Below are 17,278 nucleotides of genomic sequence, written 5' to 3' on the forward strand. Positions count from 1 at the left end.
TACAGGCCGCGACCTTCGGGTCGCGGTTTTTTTATGGCCAGACATCCTTGGCGGCTAGCCGGAGGGCGTCACAGGCGATGCCAGAAATGGCTCCCGGCGATTTTTTGTGACCCGCCATCCCTGGCGGTCACCCTGTGGGCCGCCTCCCGCGACGTCAAAAATCGCTCCCGGCGATTTTTTGCCCATAGTGCGTATGCGTCACACCCCGGGCCGTGCGCAAATCCGCGGCTACAGGCAGAATGCCAGTTCACTTTTTCTTCGCTTGCGGAGTTTGCCTTGCCGGGCCTTGCCGCCGTGCGCTTCAGTCATTTCCTGCCGCCCCTGCTTTTGCTCGGCAGTGGCCTGCTGGCGTCCACCTTGCCACGTCTGAGCGAGTTCTTCAGCTCGCTGTTCAACGTGCTGCCCACCCTGTTGCTGCTGCTCGGCGGTACCTTCTGCCTGGTGTATGGACGGCAGCGCGAGCTGTTCCTGCTGCTGGTGCTGTACCTGGGCTATTTCGTGCTGGACGTGCAGCTCGACCATTACCGTGAACACGGTCGGGTGCGTGACGATGCGGCGCTGGTCTTCCACCTGTGCAGCCTGCTGCTGCCGCTGCTCTACAGCCTGTACGCGTTGTGGCGCGAGCGTACCCACCTGATCCAGGACCTGGTCGCCCGCGCCGCGGTGTTGCTGGCCGTCTGCGCCGTGGCTCTGGCCCTGGCCAGGCGTTATCCGGATGCCCTGCAGCAGTGGCTGTCGCTGATCCGCTGGCCGGCGCTGCATGCCGAGTGGATGAGCCTGGTACAACTGGCCTATCCGTTGTTTCTGATCGCCGGCGTATCGATGCTGGTGCAGTACCTGCGCACGCCGCGGCCGGTGCATGCCGCGCAGTTGCTGGGGTTGGCCGGTGTGCTGTGGATGCTGCCCAACACCTTCATCCAGCCCAATGCGCTGCAGGCCATGACCAGCCTGATCATGCTGATGATCGTCGTCGGCGTGGCGCACGAGGCCTACCAGATGGCCTTTCGCGACGAGTTGACCGGCCTGCCGGGGCGGCGCGCCTTGAACGAGCGGCTGCAGCGGCTGGGCCGCAGTTACGTGATCGCCATGGCCGATGTCGATCATTTCAAGAAATTCAACGATACCCATGGCCATGACGTCGGCGACCAGGTGTTGCGCGTGGTCGCCAGCCAACTGCGCAAGGTCGGTGGCGGCGGCAGCGTCTATCGCTATGGCGGCGAGGAGTTCACCCTGGTGTTCGCCGGCAAGACGGTCGAGGCGTGCATGCCCCACCTGGAGGCGGTGCGCCAGGCCGTGGAACAGTACCGTATCCAACTGCGCGACCGACAGCAGCGCCCACGGGACGACCAGCAAGGCCGCCAGCGGCGCTCGGGGGCCACGGCTGCCGAGGTCGCGGTGACGGTGAGCATCGGCGTGGCCCAGCGCACCGATGCCCTGCGCGACGTGGACGAGGTGATCAAGGCGGCCGACAAGGCGCTCTACGCCGCCAAGAGCGCCGGGCGCAACTGTGTGCGCAGCCAGGGACAGCGGCGTGGCGCGGTGAAAATGCCGGTCGAGCGGAAGTGAGCGAGGCGCGGAGCCTTGGCGTGATCGATTGGTGGCTGTCCGGTCACGACGCGACCCTATGTGTCTGAAAAGTTGTTGGGTTAGACTCGGGGTCTGAAGCAAGCCCTCGAGGATTTCCCATGGCCGATTACCAAGCTCCCCTGCGCGACATGCGCTTCGTGCTCCACGAAGTATTCCAGGTCTCCAAGCTGTGGGCCGAATTGCCGGCTCTGGCCGAGGTGGTCGATGAAGAGACCGCCAATGCCATTCTCGAGGAGGCCGGCAAGGTCACCGCCGGGGTGGTCGCGCCGCTCAACCGCAGCGGTGACGAAGAGGGCTGCAGCTGGGCGGATGGTGTGGTGACCACCCCCAGTGGTTTCATCGAGGCCTACAAGACCTATGCCGAAGGTGGCTGGGTCGGTGTCGGCGGCGATCCGGCCTTCGGCGGCATGGGCATGCCCAAGGTGATCTCCGCCCAGGTCGAGGAGATGGTCAACTCCTCCAACCTGTCGTTCGGCCTGTACCCGATGCTCACCGCAGGCGCCTGCCTGTCGCTCAATGCCCACGCCAGCGACGAGTTGAAGCACAAGTACCTGCCAAACCTGTACGCCGGCATCTGGGCGGGCTCCATGTGCCTGACCGAGCCGCACGCCGGTACCGACCTGGGCATCATCCGCACCAGGGCCGAGCCCCAGGCCGACGGCAGCTACAAGGTCAGCGGCACGAAGATCTTCATCACCGGCGGCGAGCACGACCTGACCGAGAACATCATCCACCTGGTGCTGGCCAAGCTGCCCGACGCGCCCGCGGGGCCCAAGGGCATCTCGCTGTTCCTGGTGCCCAAGTTCCTGGTCAATGCCGACGGTTCCCTGGGCGAGCGCAACGCGCTGTCCTGCGGTTCCATCGAACACAAGATGGGCATCAAGGCCTCGAGCACCTGCGTGATGAACTTCGATGGCGCCACCGGCTACATCATCGATGCGCCCAACCGCGGCCTGGCCGCGATGTTCACCATGATGAACTACGAGCGCCTGGGCGTCGGTATCCAGGGGCTGTCCACCGGCGAGCGTTCCTACCAGAGCGCCATCGACTACGCGCGCGAGCGTATCCAGAGCCGGGCGCCGACCGGGGCGGTGGCCAAGGACAAGGTCGCCGACCCGATCATCGTGCACCCGGACGTGCGCCGCATGCTGCTGACCATGAAGGCGCTGAACGAAGGCGGTCGGGCCTTCTCCAGCTATGTCGCGGTGCAGCTCGATACCGCCAAGTTCAGCGAAGACCCCGCGGCCCGCAAGCGCGCCGAAGAACTGGTGGCGCTGCTGACCCCGGTGGCCAAGGCCTTCCTCACCGACATGGGCCTGGAAACCACCCTCCATGGCCAGCAGGTCTTCGGCGGGCATGGCTACGTCCGCGAGTGGGGCCAGGAGCAGCTGGTCCGCGATTGCCGCATCACCCAGATCTACGAAGGCACCAACGGTATCCAGGCCCTGGATCTGGTCGGGCGCAAGGTGATCGGTAGCGGCGGGGCCTTCTACAAGCATTTCGCCGAAGAGGTGCGGGCCTTCACCGAGTCGGCCGACGCGTCGCTGGCCGAGTTCGTCGAGCCGCTGCAGGCCGCCATCGCCAACCTGGAACAGATGACCGCTGACCTGCTGCTGCGCGCTCGCGACAACCCCAACGAGATCGGCGCCGCTTCCGTGGAGTATTTGCACGTGTTCGGCTACACCGCCTATGCCTACATGTGGGCGCTGATGGCCAGAGCCGCGCTGGACAAGCAAGGGCAGGACGATTTCTATGCCAGCAAGCTGGGCACCGCACGCTTCTACTTCGCCCGCATCCTGCCGCGCATCCACTCCCTGAGCGCCTCGGTGAAGGCCGGCAGCGAAAGCCTCTACCTGCTCAGCGCCGAACAGTTCTGATGTGGGCGCCCGCGTGTAGGCCATTGCTTACACGCTGTGATGCTTTTTGCCACTATGGGCCTCTGTGGGCGCGGCGTAGTCTTGCTTTCCAGGACGTCGCGCAGGAAGCGCACTAACGATCAGGGATACGTGGGATTGCTGCCAGGATGGCAAGCGGATCAAGGATGTCAGGACTCAGTCTGCAAAACCCCGCCTCGGCGGGGTTTTCTTTTTTCCGGTGGGCCTCCCTGCACGGGACTCCGAAACAAGCGCGCAGAATTGCCCCGTTTGGGTAGGAGCCGCGACCCCGCGGCGAATAGCGGCCATACCGCGATTTTGCAGTATGGCCGCCCTCGCATCGCGCCGGGGGCGGCGCTCCTACGTGTGAACCCTGACTGCGAACGGGCGCTTGCAGGCCAAGGATCAAGACGGTCTCTGCGGGCGTGTCGCTGCGCAATGTCGAACAGGCTGCCTCGTTCGTTCAGGCGCTGCGCTCCTGTCCCTTGCTCGCCGTGAGCGGCCCTCGCTCCCGAATCTCAATCTTTCCAGGCCCCCAGGTGCGACTGCCTGGCTTCCTCGCGCAGCGCCGGGCCGATGCACTCGATCCGGCTGGGCGAGGCGTCGAACACGTCGCGGCAGGACAGTTCGGCATCGCGCTGATCCAGGCGCTCGCCACGGAAGTCGCGCAGGGCCACGGCGTCGATACCGAACACCACGCGCCCGAGGTTGGCCCAGAAGATGGCGCCGGCGCACATCACGCAAGGCTCGGCCGAGGAATACAGCGTGGCTTGTGCCAGCTCCTCGCGGCTGCACTGCGGCGAGGCCAGGCGTATGGCGCTGGTCTCGGCGTGGCCGGTGCAGTCGCCGGTTTCCGTGGTGTTGCACCAGGCTTCGGCCAGCACCCGGTCGTCGGCGCCGACGATGACTGCGCCGAATGGCCGGTTGCCGCGCTGGCGGCCCTGGTCGGCCAGGGCGATGGCGCGGCGCAGGTAGCCGGCGTCGCGTTCGTTCAGGGCCGCTTCGTCGCTGTCGTGCCGGCTCATGCGTTCACCAGGCGCTGGTCTTTCGCCGGCAGCAGCGACAGGTCGTAGAGGTCGGCGACGCTGGGCGTCGTGTCCAGCTCGAAGACACGGCCAACGCTGTCGATCTGCCGCTGCACCAACGCTTCGCGCACCATGCCCAGGCCGTCTTCCCGGGCGTCGGCGGCGGCGACGTAGCGGCGGGTGATGGCCCAGCGCTGCTGTTCGATGGCGCGGTCGAGAATGGGTTCGCGGGCCATGACCGCGGCCAGCGCCGGTTGCGGGTCGGCGAGGGTTTCTCGCAGGGCGCGGTTGGTCGCGCGGAGGAAGGCGGCGACCGCCTCGGGGCGCTCGTCGATCAACCGGCGGCTGGCGAGGATGGCGTTGCCGTAGAGGTCCAGGCCGGCGTTGGCGTATTCCAGCACCGACAGCCTGTCCGCCGGCATGCGGGCGAACAGCGACACCGCCGAGTCATGGAAATAGGTGGCGGCATCGACGTCGCCGCGGATGATGACGTTGTCGCGCACGGCGAAGTCGGTGGTGACCCACTCGAAGAACTCGGTCTGCACGTTCAGGCTGCTGGCCACCATGGGCCACAGCCGCCGGGTGGACTCCACCGCGGCGGCGGCCACGCGCTTGCCGCCCAGGCTGGCGAAGTCGTCGGTGATGCCGCGGTCCTTGCGCCCGATGATGACGAAGGGCGCGCGGTTGTAATACTGGTACACCGCCTGCACCGGGGCGTTGCCGGGGTTCCTGGCGTGGAATTCGATCAGCGAGCTGACATCGCCCAGGGACATGTCGTAGGCGCCGGTGGCCACGCGGGTGATCGAAGCGACCGAGCCGGCGCCCACGTCCACCGTCACCTCCAGGCCTTCCTCGCGGTAGTAGCCCTGGCTCAGGGCGAGGAAGAACGGCGAGGTCTGGCTGGTGACGCGAAAGTCGAGGGAGAACTTGAGCGGGGTCAGCGCAGTGGAGGATTGGGCACGGGCGGGTGCGGCAAGGCTGGCGAGGGCGGGGGCGCTGGCCAGCAGGGCGAGGCTGGAGAGAAAGCGACGGCGATCCATGGGAATGCTCCGGACAGGTTCTTGAAACCCGGCGGCGCGGGGCCGGCGGGACGACAAGAGCAATTTCCGGGCATGCGCGAATCGGCAGGCTGAACGCTTCTACTCTTGGGCTGAGCCAAGCAGCATGTGTGCCAGAGCGCTTTGCTCTTGTTTCGGAACGCCGGCCGGGCGCGCTGCGCCGGGCAATACCGCTGGCGCGCGGGGCAAGGTCGAGCTGTCGCGACAGTGGGCGTTGCGAGCACCGATTCGGCTCATGACTGACGCTTTTGGTGCATGAAAGGCATGGGCGAGGAGCCGCCAGGTGGCCTGGCACGGCGCCGCCGCCCGCCGCTCGCGGGGCCGGGCATGACTGGCATGAAGCCTGCTTCGCTGTCGGCAAGAGTAGAAGCGTTCAACCTCCCCGGCAGCTGTCCAGCCCCGCCGTGGTCGGTCGGTAATTGCTCTTGAAGTCGGTATGGCTGCGTTCCGCCCCGGAAGCGTTCATGCCGGTCCACCTTCAAGAGGCAATGCGGCCGACCGTCGATGTTCTGCCGTCGTCCGCGTGCCTTGTGAACCCACGGTTATCCAGGAGCATGACGATGCACGAGCAATCCCCCTATAGCCTGACCGAGCTGAACAAGGAATCGCGCATGGGCGCGATGGGCAGCGAAAACAACGCGCGCGAAGTCCGCCGCATCGACCTGTCCGACTTCGAGCGGCGCAAGGCGGAGATCACCGAGCAGCTGTGGCGCGCCTCGGTGGAGGTCGGTTTCTTCCAGCTCTACAACCACGGCATCGAGCTGGCCGAGGTGCGCTCGGCCTTCGCCGCCATGGAGCGTTTCTTCGCCCTGCCGGAGGCGGTCAAGGCACAGTACCCGCTGAAGAAGGGCTGCAACGCCGGCTGGGAGAGCAAGGCTCAGGTGCGGCCGTCCACCGGCACGCCGGATCAGAAGGAGTCCTACCAGATCACCCGCCCGCACATGGCCGGGCTGTGGCCGAGCGACGCCGAGCTGGCGGGCTTCCGCGCGACCATGCTGGCCTTCGAGGCGCAGTGCTGGACGCTGGGCATGCGCGTGCTGTCCTGCTTCGCCGAGCGGCTCGGCTTCGCCAGCGATTTCTTCACCCGCGCCCACGATCCGGCCGGTGCCGGTTACCAGAGCACCTTGCGCCTGCTGCACTACTACCCGATCCTGGCCGAACTCAAGGGGCAGCTCGGCCTGTGGCGCGCTGGCGCGCACACCGACTTCGATTGCCTGACGCTGCTGTTCCAGCGCCAGGGGCAGGGCGGCCTGCAGGTGTGTCCGGGTAAGGAGATGGACGGTGCGCAGTGGACCAGCATCGAGCCGGCGGAGGAAGTCATCACCTGCAACATCGGCGATATGCTGATGCGCTGGAGCGACGACCAGTTGCCCTCCAACTTCCACCGCGTGCGCAACCCGCGCCCGGACGAGTACCAGGGCTCGCGCTACAGCCTGGCGTTCTTCTGCCAGGCCAACCGCGAGGTGATGATCGAAGGGCCGGGCGGCAAGTACCCGGCGATCAGCGCCGAGGACTACCTCTACCAGCGGGTGAACGCCAACTTCTCCCGTTATTGAGGAACGCCCCGCAGCGTGCCGCTGGTGCCTGGCCCCACAGGGCCGCGCGGTGGCTGGACGATGTCTTCCAGCACCGCGCGCAGCAGTTCCAGCATGGCCTGTTGGCGCTGTGCATCGCGGAACACCAGGCCGACATGCAGGGGTACCCGCGGTTCGCTCAGGGGTTTCCACAGCAGGGCCTGATTGCCGTGCATCTGCCGGGCGCGGCCGGGCAGCACGGTGGCCAGGGGCGTGTGCATCAGGCTGTCGAGAATGCCGCCCATATGGTTGAGTTCGGCCTGTACCCGGGGGCGACGGCCAAGCAGGGCCAACTGCTCCTGCCATATCTGGCGGATACGGAACTCCTCGCCCAGCAGCAGCATGGGCAGTTCGGCCGCCTGGGCCAGCGAGACTTTCTTGAACTCGCGTAGCGGATGAGTGTGCGGGATCACCAGTTGCAGTTCGTCCTCGTACAGCTCGAGGCTGTGCAGGCCGGGCTGGCGCGGCGGCAGGAAGCCGATGCCGATATCCAGGCTGCCGGTGAGCAGGCGCCGCTCGATATCGATGCCGGACAATTCGTAGATGCGCACCACCAGGTGGGGTTGGGCCAGATGCAGGCGTTCCAGCAGCAGGGGTACCAGGCTGGCGTTGACCGTCTGCAGTACGCCGATGGTCAGGCTGCGTGGCCCCTGGCCGCGGAAGCTGCGCAATGCCTCATGGGTGCGTTCCAGTCCTTCGAGCAGCGGCAGGGCGTGGTTGTACAGGGTATGGGCGCCGAGGGTCGGCAGCAGGCGCTTGCCGGTGCGCTCGAAGAGGCTGACCTCGAGCTGCTGTTCCAGTTGGCGGATCTGCTGCGACAAGGCCGGTTGGGAGATGCTCAGGCGCTCGGCGGCGCGGCCCACATGGCCTTCTTCGTAGAGCGCGACGAAATAGCGAAGCTGCCTGAAATCCATAAGCTCGACTTATAAATAAAGCAAGGAAAACGAAATGGCCGTGGTCGCTGTATGGCCATAACCTAAAGCCCGTTGAAGCTATTCTTAGCGCCGGAGAGGGCAATGGGCAAGCTGAGTATTCAAGGCGTTTTCATAGGTAAAGCCGAAGATATCGGTGGCGGCTTGCGCAGTGCCATCGACAAACAGCGGGTCAACCACCGTCTCTGGCTGTGGCCCCAGGGGCTGGGCAGCGACGAGCAAGGCGACCTGCGTTTCCATGGTGGCCCGGAACGGGCGTTGCATCATTATCCGGCCGAGCACTACGCCTACTGGAACGAGCGTTATCCGCAGGTCGCCTGGCAGGCGCCGGGTTTCGGCGAGAACCTGTCCAGCCTGGGCCTCGATGAACGGCAGGTGTGCATCGGCGATGTGTTTCGCTGGGGCGATACCCTGCTGCAGGTCAGCCAGCCGCGCTCGCCTTGCTACCGCCTGAGCCGGCGCTGGGGGATGGAGCATTTCCCCCGCGAGGTGCAGGACAGTGGCCGCTGTGGCTGGTTCTACCGGGTGCTGAAACCGGGTTTCGCCAGTGTGGAAAATGCCTTCGAACTGGTCGAGCGGCGCTATCCGAGCCTCAGCGTGGCCCAGGCGCTGGTGTATTTCTTCCATGAGCCGCTCGAGCGCTCCGGCCTGCAGCAACTGCAACAGTGCCCGGCGTTGTCGGCGCGCTGGCGTGACCAGGCTGCGCGACGCCTGGCCAGCGGGCGTGTGGAGGATTGGTCGGCACGGCTGCTCGGACAACCACTGGAGGGAATGAGCGCATGAGTGACTATCGGATCGTGCTGTCGCGCTCGGGGCTGATGCTGGCCGAACTCAGCGTCAGCAGTGCGCGCTATGTCGAGGTCTGCCGCGAATTGCGCCAGCGCTTCCCGGTCGAGGAGGGCTTCGAGCTGTACATCGAGCGCTTGCGCGAGATGCGCCGGATCCTCGAGCAGGGGCCTCAGGGCTTGCGCCTGCTGGGTATCGAATACCGTCACGAAGAGGTACAGCGGTGATGCGCGATGCCCTTGCCAGCCTGCGCCTGATGAGTACCGTGGTACGCCCTGAACAGGTGTTCGTCCGTGGCCAGGGCTCCTGGCTGTGGGACGCCGGTGGCCGGGCCTATCTGGATTTCACCCAGGGCTGGGCGGTCAACAGCCTGGGGCATAGTCCCACGGTGCTGGTGGAAGCGCTCAAGCGCCAGGCCGAACAGTTGATCAACCCGGGGCCGGCATTCTACAACCGCGGCATGCTCAACCTGGCCTCGCGCCTGTGCCAGGCCACGGGCAGCGACCAGGTGTATTTCCTCAACAGCGGTGCCGAGGCCAACGAAGGGGCGATCAAGCTGGCGCGCAAGTGGGGGCAGGTTCACCGCGATGGTGCCTCCGGCATCGTCACGGCCTGCCACAGTTTCCATGGGCGTACCCTGGCGACCATGGCCGCTTCCGGCAAGCCCGCTTTCGAGGGCATGTTCGCGCCGGTCATGCCCGGCTTTCGCAAGGTGCCGTTCAACGACCTGGACACCCTCGCGGCCACCATCGACGCGCAGACCGTCGCCGTGATGCTCGAACCGGTGCAGGGCGAGGCCGGCGTTTTCCCGGCGACCCTGGAATACCTGCAGGGGGCCGAGCGGCTGTGCCGTGAGCGTGGCGTGCTGCTGATCCTCGATGAGGTGCAGACCGGCATGGGTCGCTGTGGCGCCTTGCTGGCCGAGGAGCTGTACGGCGTGCGTGCCGACATCATCACCCTGGGCAAGGGCCTCGGCGGTGGCGTGCCGCTGGCGGCGCTGCTGGCGCGGGGCAACGCCTGCTGCTTCGAGCCGGGCGACCAGGGCGGAACCTACCACGGCAATGCCCTGATGACGGCGGCGGGCCTGGCGGTGCTCAAGACCGTGCTCGAGGCCGGCTTCCTCGAACATGTGCGCGAGGTGGCCGCGCACCTGCATGACGGGCTGACGCGCACGGCGCGCCGGCATGGTCATGGGCCTATCCGTGGACAGGGTTTGCTGGTCGGTATGCCGCTGACCGGCGTCGCGGCCAGCGAGGTGGCGCGCCTGGCGATGGAAGAAGGTTTGCTGATCAATGCCCCGCAAACCGGCTGCCTGCGTTTTTCCCCGGCGCTGACGGTCAGCCACGGCAACGTCGACGAGATGCTCAGGCGCCTGTCCCGTGCCTTGTCGCGGGTCAAGGGGCGCACGATGGAGGGACTGACATGCGCGTAGCCATCCTGCAACACGTGCCTTTCGAAGGCCCGGCCGCCATCGCCAACTGGCTCGACGGTTACGGCGTGCAGCCGCAGGTGTGCGCCCTGTACCTGCAGCAGGCACTGCCGCGGCTGGACGAGTTCGACCTGCTGGTGGTGCTCGGCGGTCCGATGAGCGTCCACGACGAGGTCGCGCTGCCCTGGATGTCCGCGGAAAAACGCCTGATCCACCAGGCCCTGATGGCGGGCAAACGGATTCTCGGCATCTGTCTGGGCGGGCAACTGCTGGCCGAGGCGCTGGGCGCATCCGTGACGGCCTGCAGCCAGGCGGAAATCGGCTGGTGGCCGCTGGAAAAGCATGCCGACAGTGCTCGCTCGCCGCTGGGACGCATGCTGCCGCAACGCCTGATGGCGCTGCACTGGCATGGCGAGCAGTTCGACATTCCCCATGGCGCGCTGCCGCTCTATGGATCAGCCGCCTGCGCCAACCAGGGCTTCGTCTGGCGCGAGCGGGCGATCGCCCTGCAGTGCCACCTGGAAACCACGGCGGGCAGCGTCGAGGCATTGCTCGAGCACTGCGCGGACGAACTCACCCGGCCAGGCGCGGTGCAGGACAGCGCCGCATTGCGCGATGGCATTCCTCATTGCGGGTCGGCGAACAGCACCCTGTTCCGGGTACTGGATTACCTCACTGGGGGTCATGCCCACCTGACCTGAGCGGATCTACCGTTTGCGAGGTTTTCGCGACGCCCCTGTCCATGGGGCGTTTTTTTTTGGCCGCCATCCCTGCGGGCCGTCGCGACGACTGCCGCTGGGGCAATCAGCCTTTGGCGGTCTTCTCCACCCAGGCGGCGTAGGCATCGATGAACTTCTGCAGGAAGGGTTTGATACCCTCGCCAAGGGTGCCGGCCTCGTCGAAGAAGCTGCCGGCACCGCCCAGGTAGGCTTCCGGCTGTTGCAGCAGCGGCATATCGAGGAACACCAGGGCCTGGCGCAACTGATGGTTGGCGCCGAAGCCGCCGATGGCGCCCGGCGAGGCGCTGAGCACGGCGGCGGGCTTGCCGCTGAAGGCGCTCTGGCCATAGGGGCGTGAGCCCACGTCCACGGCGTTCTTCAGCGGTGCCGGGATGGAGCGATTGTATTCCGGGGTGACGAACAGCACCGCGTCGGCAGTCTTGAGCTGTGCGCGGAAGCTGGCGTAGGCCGCCGGGGCCGGATCGACGTCGATGTCTTCGTTGTACAGCGGCAGCTCGCCGATCTCGACGACCTGCAGTTTCAGCGAAGCGGGCGCCAGGTCGGCGAGGGCCAGGGCCAGCTTACGGTTGATCGAGGCTTTGCGCAGGCTGCCGACCAGTACGGCGACGTTGTAGACCTTGCTCATGGAGAGTCCTTCTGTAAGTGGGCGTCTGTGGAAATGCAAGCCTGAACACTATAACGCTGTTGGCCGTCGCCGGCGTGGTGCCGATAATGAGGCACAGGTGCGTGCCAGAGGCGTCGAAGGCGTCAGCTACGCCGTGATTCTTCTGGAACCGGGAGGCGCGCGCGGCGGTCGATTGTCAGGCATCGCCCAGTCGGGCCAACCCTATAAGGACATAACGTCATGGATCTGATCCGCATTCTGATCGCCATCCTCCTGCCACCGCTCGGTGTCTTCCTGCAGGTCGGTTTCGCCGGCGCCTTCTGGCTGAACATTCTGCTGACGTTGCTCGGTTACATCCCCGGCATCGTGCATGCGGTATATATCATTGCCAAACGCTGAACCTTCCCCAGGCTGCTGACGTTCCATCGCAGCCACTGCCAGAGCGCCGCGCTGCCCGGACGAATCGTCACGGGGCGCGGCGCCACACTGGGAAGGCATAGCAACGTGCTTTCTCGGCGTTATCGGTGTCAGCCCCATGCCTTTCAACATGTTGGCGGCTGAGAGGGAACAGCCGAGAAGAGCGCCGGAGGCTTGAGGCTGGACGAAATGCGGCGTTGCTCTTCTCGTCCAGCTTTCAGCGCTCTTTTGCTGGCCCGGGCTGGATCGAATGGGCGGTACGGACAGAGAGTCCAGCTGCCTTCTGCAAGCGGCTTTCTGCCATACGGCAGAGCCGCGCCGCATAAGATGGTCAGCGGTCATGCCGCTGTGCGTGCCGGAGACCGGGGCGACGACAGCCGCCAACTGAGCGATTCACGAGGGTGGTACCGCAAGAAAACGCGGCCAGCGCGGTTTCCCGTCACTGCGGTGAAGACGCGGTCAAACCGCCGCACGGAGCCGCCGGGCCGCCGGTCAGCGCTTCCACGTTATCGAGTACGCTATGCCCCTGGTTGATCTTCTGCGCATCCTCGGCATTGCGCATGGCCGTGCTCACGGTGTTGTTCATGTTCTGCCGCGTCTGCATCAGCGAGGTACCGATCTCCAGCAGGCTGCGCCCAGTGGAAATCAGGCTGGCGGTCGCGTCGGGCGTGCAAGGCGAATTGGCGCCGGCCAGTTGCGTCGTGGCGTTGCCCTGCAAGCCCTGGGTCTGGGTGTTCTGCGGCAGGCAGCCCGCAGTGGCGGCGAGCAGCGTGATAAGGGCAGACGTGGAGAAAACTCCTTTGGCGTTCATCGTGGGATCCTTTGCTGTTCGTTGCACGCTTCCCGCTGTTCGGAAAGGGCTTGTAAGGGGCACTGGGGGGAGCACCTGGGCAGGGAGTGTAGGAAGCGCAAACCGCCTTCGAAATAGTACGGCTGTACTAGCCAGGGCCCGAATCCGGCCAAACACGAGAACTGCTTCGCAGAACGCGACGATGCCCGGCCAGGCATTCGACCGGACATGAAAAAGCCGCGCAGTGCGCGGCTTTGAAGGTGGTGGGCCCACACGGACTCGAACCGTGGAGCAAAGGATTATGGGGTGCCGTTGCCAAGAACAGATTTATTTTCTACACGGAAGTTCTGTGATCGTGTCATTGCCGTGCCTTTCAAAGGCTCTGCATGGTTCTGCATTTGGGAAACGTCGAACAGCCCCAGAATTGCTGCCCTGTCTTGGCACCTGACTTTATCGTACGAATCACCAAGGCGTTGCCGCATTTCGGGCACTGCCGTTCGGCTGTCGGATCGCTACGGCGTTTAAGGTTTTGCACATGCTCGCGGTGAGTGGCGAGGGTCGGCGCGCGGCGGCCGGTTTGCAGAGCTTGCAGCATGGCGTCGACTTCAGCCTCGCTGAATACCGGCTGCTGGAATGACTTGATATAGCGGATAAAGCCGATGCCCTGGGTCACGTTGGCTGGCACCTCAGTTTTGAAGCTACTGCCGCCGACAAAGGTGATGACTGAGTGCAGGCGTTCGGGGTTAACGCCAAGGGTGGCTTCCAGTGCTTTGAGGTGCTTGTAGTTCTGGCGTAGTGGGTTCTGGAATTTGAAGGTGCGTTTGTAGAGCTTCTGCGTCCACTGCGCCTGCTTCTCGCTGCCGAATATCCAGCCGCTCATGTTCTTCGTTTCCAGCACGAAGATGCCGTAAGGTGAGAGGAATACGTGGTCGATCTGCGTGGTGCCGTCCGGCGTGTTCAGCGTGACATTGTGCAGGCGGCGGTAGGTCTGTTTATCCAGCTGCCAATGGGCGAATAGCCGCACCAGGAGTTCGCCGATATGGCCCTTGCCCCAAGGTGACTTGAGCAGGCCGACCAGCAGCATCAGAGGGATAAGCCAGACCAGCATGCCCCAGACCTGCGCGATGATGGGTGTGAAGTCCATTTCCTGACCTTCGGTAATCCTGAGTTACCCGAATATTACCGAAACTTGGCGTAATGGCACGATAGTATTGCAGTGATTGGGCATACGCCGATGCCGGCCATGGTTTTCAGATTGCGGCGTTGCCAGGACTATTAACTTGATAACGGGTGCTACGCCCACCACCAGGCAGTCGAACGATGCAGCCTTTTTCCAGAAGGTCGCCCAGGTGACGGGTTGCGGTAGCTTTGGATACCTTGGCCACGGCCTGATATTGGGCGGCGCTGATACCGTTCTCGAAGCCGTGTTCGCCGCCATCGAGCAAGCGGTTGAGCACTTTGATTTGTTCGGCTGACAGGGCATGCCCACGGTGCGCCTGCCAGAAGCGCGCCTTGGCCAGCACCCGGTCGATGCGGGCGAGGGCCTGCTCCAAGCTCTTGAGTAGTGTGCCGAGAAACCACTGCAGCCAGGCAGTGATATCCACTGTGCCTTTCTGGCTGGCTTCGAGGATGCGGTAATAGCCGGCGCGGTCGTCGAGGATGCTCGCCGACATGGCGTAAAAGCGGATGGCCTGCTGATCACCCTGAGCCAATGCCAGGTCGGTGATAGCGCGAGTCAAGCGACCGTTACCGTCATCGAAGGGGTGCAGAGTGACGAACCAGAAATGGGCGATGCCGGCGCGCAGCAACGGATCGAGACTGGTATCGCTGCGGCTATTCTCGAACCAGGCGAGGAAGTCGGCCAGTTGTTCTTCCAGTCCGGTTCGTGGCGGGGCTTCGAAGTGCACGGTAGGGCGTTCGAGGCGGCCGGAAACGACCTGCATCGGCTCGTCGCCACGCAGTGTGCCAATGCGTAGTGGGCGGGCCAGCAGGTTGTCGCCGCTGGGGAACAGCCAGCCGTGCCAGCCATATAGTCGCTGTAGATCAAGTGGTTGCTGGTGTGTGCTGGTGGCATCGAGCAGCAATTCTGCCAGGCCTTCGGAGCGGGCCGTGGTTCGGCCTTCCTCACCAAGCCCCAAACGCCGCGCTAAGGATGAGCGCACCGAGCTGACATCCAACTGCTCGCCCTCGATGGCTGATGAGGTGATGATGTTCTGCAGCAGGGCATCCAGGCTGCTCTGCGCTTCGTTATCGCTACCGACGGCACTTAGCATGCCGAGCAAGCGCCCCTGAGACTGAGTACAGGCGCGTAGCAGCGGGGCAAGTGGTTCGGCTTGCCAGTTGAAGTGCGGCCAATTGGGCTGCTGCCAGATCCAGAGGGGTTCGCTCATGGGTTTTGCTCATTTGTGAGCCGATTAGCGAGTCTATTCGGCTCATTGCGTGAGCTGATTGTGCGGGCTATTTGGCTCACTGTCTAATCAGTCATGAGAAATCTTATCCATCCTGCTTTAGGCGTGAAGCTTGCCAGGTAGGTAGGAGGCTATTGGTTCTGGCTGTAGTTGTGCTTGCTTCAGGGGCCTTCCAGATACCGGCTTCCGCTTTGACGGTGATGGTCATCTCCAGTGCACCTAGAGGCGTACCGACACTGTGCCGATTGTGTCCGGCTGGTTTAGCGGTTTTTCGGCAGGCATGAAAAAGCCGCGCAGTGCGCGGCTTTGAAGGTGGTGGGCCCACACGGACTCGAACCGTGGACCAAAGGATTATGAGTCCTCTGCTCTAACCAACTGAGCTATAGGCCCCCAGAAGGCCGGCGGATTATACCGATGCGGTTGGTTCTGCGCCAACGCAATGCACGGCAGGTTCCATGCCGGCGTCCGGCGCAGGGAAAAAGCGCCGCGGTTTCTCTTCTGTGGGGCTGGTGGACGTTCTATCGCAGGCAAAAAGAAGCCCGGCTTTTGCCTAATGCCAGTCAGTTAAGCGTTTGGCCCGCAAAACGGCGGCTTGCCCTGGTCCTGTAGGAGCCGTGACCCCGCGGCGATTGCTGGCCATGACACGCTTTGTGCAATGGCCACCATCGCATCGCGCCGAGGTCGACGCTCCTACACGGGCGGCGGTTCGCCGCTCTTCTGTAGACGCCCCCTGCTCCTACAAAACCTTATCTGATCGGCATTGGGCTTTTGCCGGGCTTCTCGCTTGCAGCGCTGCGCTTACTGGCCGTAAACCGGCAGTTTGGCGCAGATGGCCTTGACCTTTTCACGTACGGCGGCGATGACCGCTTCGTTGTTCAGGTCGGCGAGGATGTCGCAGATCCAGCCGGCCAGTTCCTTGCACTCGGCTTCCTTGAAGCCGCGGGTGGTCACCGCCGGGGTGCCGAAGCGCAGGCCGGAGGTGACGAACGGGGAGCGTGGGTCGTTCGGTACCGAGTTCTTGTTCACGGTGATATAGGCCTTGCCCAGGGCGGCGTCGGCGTCTTTGCCGGAGATGTCCTGTTTGATCAGCGAGAGCAGGAACAGGTGGTTTTCGGTACCGCCGGATACCACGTCGAAGCCGCGCTCGATGAACACGCTGGCCATGGCCTGGGCGTTCTTCACCACTTGCTGCTGGTAGGTCTTGAACTCGGGTTGCAGGGCTTCCTTGAAGCACACCGCCTTGGCGGCGATGACGTGCTCCAGCGGACCGCCCTGGGCGCCCGGGAACACCGCCGAGTTGAGCTTCTTCTCGATGTCGGCGTTGGCCCTGGCCAGGATCAGGCCGCCACGCGGGCCGCGCAGGGTCTTGTGGGTGGTGGTGGTGACCACGTCGGCGAACGGTACCGGGTTGGGGTACACGCCCGCGGCGACCAGGCCGGCGACGTGGGCCATGTCGACGAACAGGTAGGCGCCGACCTTGTCGGCGATGGCGCGGAAGCGGGCGAAGTCCAGCACTTGCGAGTAGGCGGAGAAGCCGGCGACGACCATCTTCGGCTTGTGCTCCACGGCCAGGCGCTCGACTTCGTCGTAGTCGATCAGGCCATTGGCATCGATACCGTACTGCACGGCGTTGTACAGCTTGCCGGAGGAGGACACGCTGGCGCCGTGGGTCAGGTGACCGCCGTGGGCCAGGCTCATGCCGAGGATGGTGTCGCCGGCCGACAGCAGGGCCAGGTAGACCGCCGCGTTGGCCTGGGAGCCGGCGTGTGGCTGGACGTTGGCGTAGTCGGCGCCGAACAGCTGCTTGGCGCGGTCGATGGCCAGTTGCTCGACCACGTCGACGTACTCGCAACCACCGTAGTAACGCTTGCCCGGATAGCCTTCGGCATACTTGTTGGTCAGTACCGAACCCTGGGCTTCCATCACCGCCGGGCTGGTGTAGTTTTCCGAAGCGATCAGCTCGATGTGCTCTTCCTGGCGCTGGGCTTCTTGCTGCATCGCCGCGAACAGGTCGGCATCGTAGGTGGCGAGAGTCAAATCACGGCTGAACATGG

General features: G+C 64.6%; 16 protein-coding genes and 1 tRNA gene. 8 read left to right on the plus strand and 9 right to left on the minus strand.

The genetic code is table 11. The features are described from left to right. Positions 1–276 precede the first annotated feature (276 nt). Both DNK34_RS14035 and DNK34_RS14040 read left to right on the plus strand, forming a co-directional pair. On the plus strand, positions 277–1,566 hold the full coding sequence (locus DNK34_RS14035; protein WP_131175680.1) for a GGDEF domain-containing protein: 1,290 nt from the start codon (positions 277–279) through the stop codon (positions 1,564–1,566). Positions 1,567–1,685: 119 nt separating this feature from the next. Beyond that, positions 1,686–3,464, plus strand: coding sequence for an acyl-CoA dehydrogenase C-terminal domain-containing protein (locus DNK34_RS14040; protein WP_131175679.1), 1,779 nt, complete (start codon positions 1,686–1,688; stop codon positions 3,462–3,464). A 515-nt stretch (positions 3,465–3,979) separates the two neighbouring features. On the opposite strand, the gene DNK34_RS14045 is transcribed toward DNK34_RS14040, so the two are convergent. Together DNK34_RS14045 and DNK34_RS14050 are read right to left on the minus strand one after the other, a co-directional pair. Then, positions 3,980–4,486: a nucleoside deaminase gene (locus tag DNK34_RS14045; protein ID WP_131175678.1), complete on the minus strand. Its 507-nt coding sequence runs from the start codon at positions 4,484–4,486 to the stop codon at positions 3,980–3,982. Next, entirely contained in the window at positions 4,483–5,526 is a 1,044-nt protein-coding gene (locus DNK34_RS14050; protein ID WP_131175677.1) for an ABC transporter substrate-binding protein, read from the minus strand. The genes DNK34_RS14045 and DNK34_RS14050 overlap by 4 nt, the downstream gene beginning before the upstream one ends. Positions 5,527–6,104: 578 nt before the next feature. On the opposite strand from DNK34_RS14050, the gene DNK34_RS14055 reads away from it, so the two are divergent. Continuing rightward, complete coding sequence (locus tag DNK34_RS14055) at positions 6,105–7,100, plus strand: isopenicillin N synthase family dioxygenase (protein WP_242675330.1); 996 nt, start codon at positions 6,105–6,107, stop codon at positions 7,098–7,100. Here the strand turns inward: DNK34_RS14055 and DNK34_RS14060 are convergent. Continuing rightward, complete coding sequence (locus tag DNK34_RS14060) at positions 7,094–8,032, minus strand: LysR family transcriptional regulator (protein WP_131175675.1); 939 nt, start codon at positions 8,030–8,032, stop codon at positions 7,094–7,096. The two genes, DNK34_RS14055 and DNK34_RS14060, sit on opposite strands and share 7 nt — an antisense overlap. 102 nt (positions 8,033–8,134) lie before the next feature. Between DNK34_RS14060 and DNK34_RS14065 the strand changes: the two genes are divergently transcribed. The 4 genes from DNK34_RS14065 to DNK34_RS14080 are packed head-to-tail and all read left to right on the plus strand — an operon-like array spanning position 8,135 to position 10,966. Further along, positions 8,135–8,833 carry an MOSC domain-containing protein gene (locus DNK34_RS14065; protein WP_131175674.1) on the plus strand — a complete coding sequence of 233 codons (699 nt, stop codon included), beginning with the start codon at positions 8,135–8,137 and terminating at the stop codon, positions 8,831–8,833. Beyond that, a complete protein-coding gene (locus DNK34_RS14070) occupies positions 8,830–9,063 on the plus strand; it encodes a hypothetical protein (RefSeq protein WP_131175673.1) in 234 nt (77 codons plus the stop codon). The genes DNK34_RS14065 and DNK34_RS14070 overlap by 4 nt, the downstream gene beginning before the upstream one ends. Then, a complete protein-coding gene (locus tag DNK34_RS14075; protein WP_131175672.1) occupies positions 9,063–10,268 on the plus strand; it encodes an aminotransferase class III-fold pyridoxal phosphate-dependent enzyme in 1,206 nt (401 codons plus the stop codon). Before DNK34_RS14070 ends, DNK34_RS14075 begins: the two co-directional genes overlap by 1 nt. After that, complete coding sequence (locus tag DNK34_RS14080) at positions 10,259–10,966, plus strand: type 1 glutamine amidotransferase (RefSeq protein ID WP_131175671.1); 708 nt, start codon at positions 10,259–10,261, stop codon at positions 10,964–10,966. The genes DNK34_RS14075 and DNK34_RS14080 overlap by 10 nt, the downstream gene beginning before the upstream one ends. Before the next feature lie 103 nt (positions 10,967–11,069). Here the strand turns inward: DNK34_RS14080 and DNK34_RS14085 are convergent, their stop codons facing one another. Beyond that, entirely contained in the window at positions 11,070–11,630 is a 561-nt protein-coding gene (locus tag DNK34_RS14085) for an NADPH-dependent FMN reductase (RefSeq protein WP_131175670.1), read from the minus strand. 219 nt (positions 11,631–11,849) lie between these two features. On the opposite strand from DNK34_RS14085, the gene DNK34_RS14090 reads away from it, so the two are divergent. Next, complete coding sequence (locus DNK34_RS14090) at positions 11,850–12,008, plus strand: YqaE/Pmp3 family membrane protein (protein ID WP_003450258.1); 159 nt, start codon at positions 11,850–11,852, stop codon at positions 12,006–12,008. A gap of 457 nt (positions 12,009–12,465) precedes the next feature. Here DNK34_RS14090 and DNK34_RS14095 read toward each other — a convergent pair whose 3' ends face one another. The 5 genes from DNK34_RS14095 to glyA all read right to left on the minus strand — a co-directional run bounded on the left by DNK34_RS14095 (position 12,466) and on the right by glyA (position 17,276). Next, positions 12,466–12,837 carry a hypothetical protein gene (locus tag DNK34_RS14095; RefSeq protein WP_131175669.1) on the minus strand — a complete coding sequence of 124 codons (372 nt, stop codon included), beginning with the start codon at positions 12,835–12,837 and terminating at the stop codon, positions 12,466–12,468. 352 nt (positions 12,838–13,189) lie between these two features. Beyond that, positions 13,190–13,960, minus strand: a complete 771-nt coding sequence (locus tag DNK34_RS14100; protein WP_131175668.1) for a nuclease-related domain-containing protein — start codon at positions 13,958–13,960, stop codon at positions 13,190–13,192. Positions 13,961–14,066: 106 nt separating this feature from the next. Further along, a complete protein-coding gene (locus DNK34_RS14105) occupies positions 14,067–15,206 on the minus strand; it encodes a Fic family protein (protein ID WP_131175667.1) in 1,140 nt (379 codons plus the stop codon). A gap of 331 nt (positions 15,207–15,537) precedes the next feature. Continuing rightward, a tRNA-Ile gene (locus DNK34_RS14110) sits at positions 15,538–15,614 on the minus strand. 408 nt (positions 15,615–16,022) lie between these two features. Beyond that, positions 16,023–17,276 (minus strand): serine hydroxymethyltransferase, encoded by a 1,254-nt coding sequence (gene glyA, locus DNK34_RS14115; protein ID WP_131175666.1) that lies wholly within the window; start codon positions 17,274–17,276, stop codon positions 16,023–16,025. Positions 17,277–17,278: the final 2 nt, after the last annotated feature.

Source organism: Phytopseudomonas dryadis (assembly GCF_004327355.1).
Lineage (GTDB): Bacteria > Pseudomonadota > Gammaproteobacteria > Pseudomonadales > Pseudomonadaceae > Aquipseudomonas > Aquipseudomonas dryadis.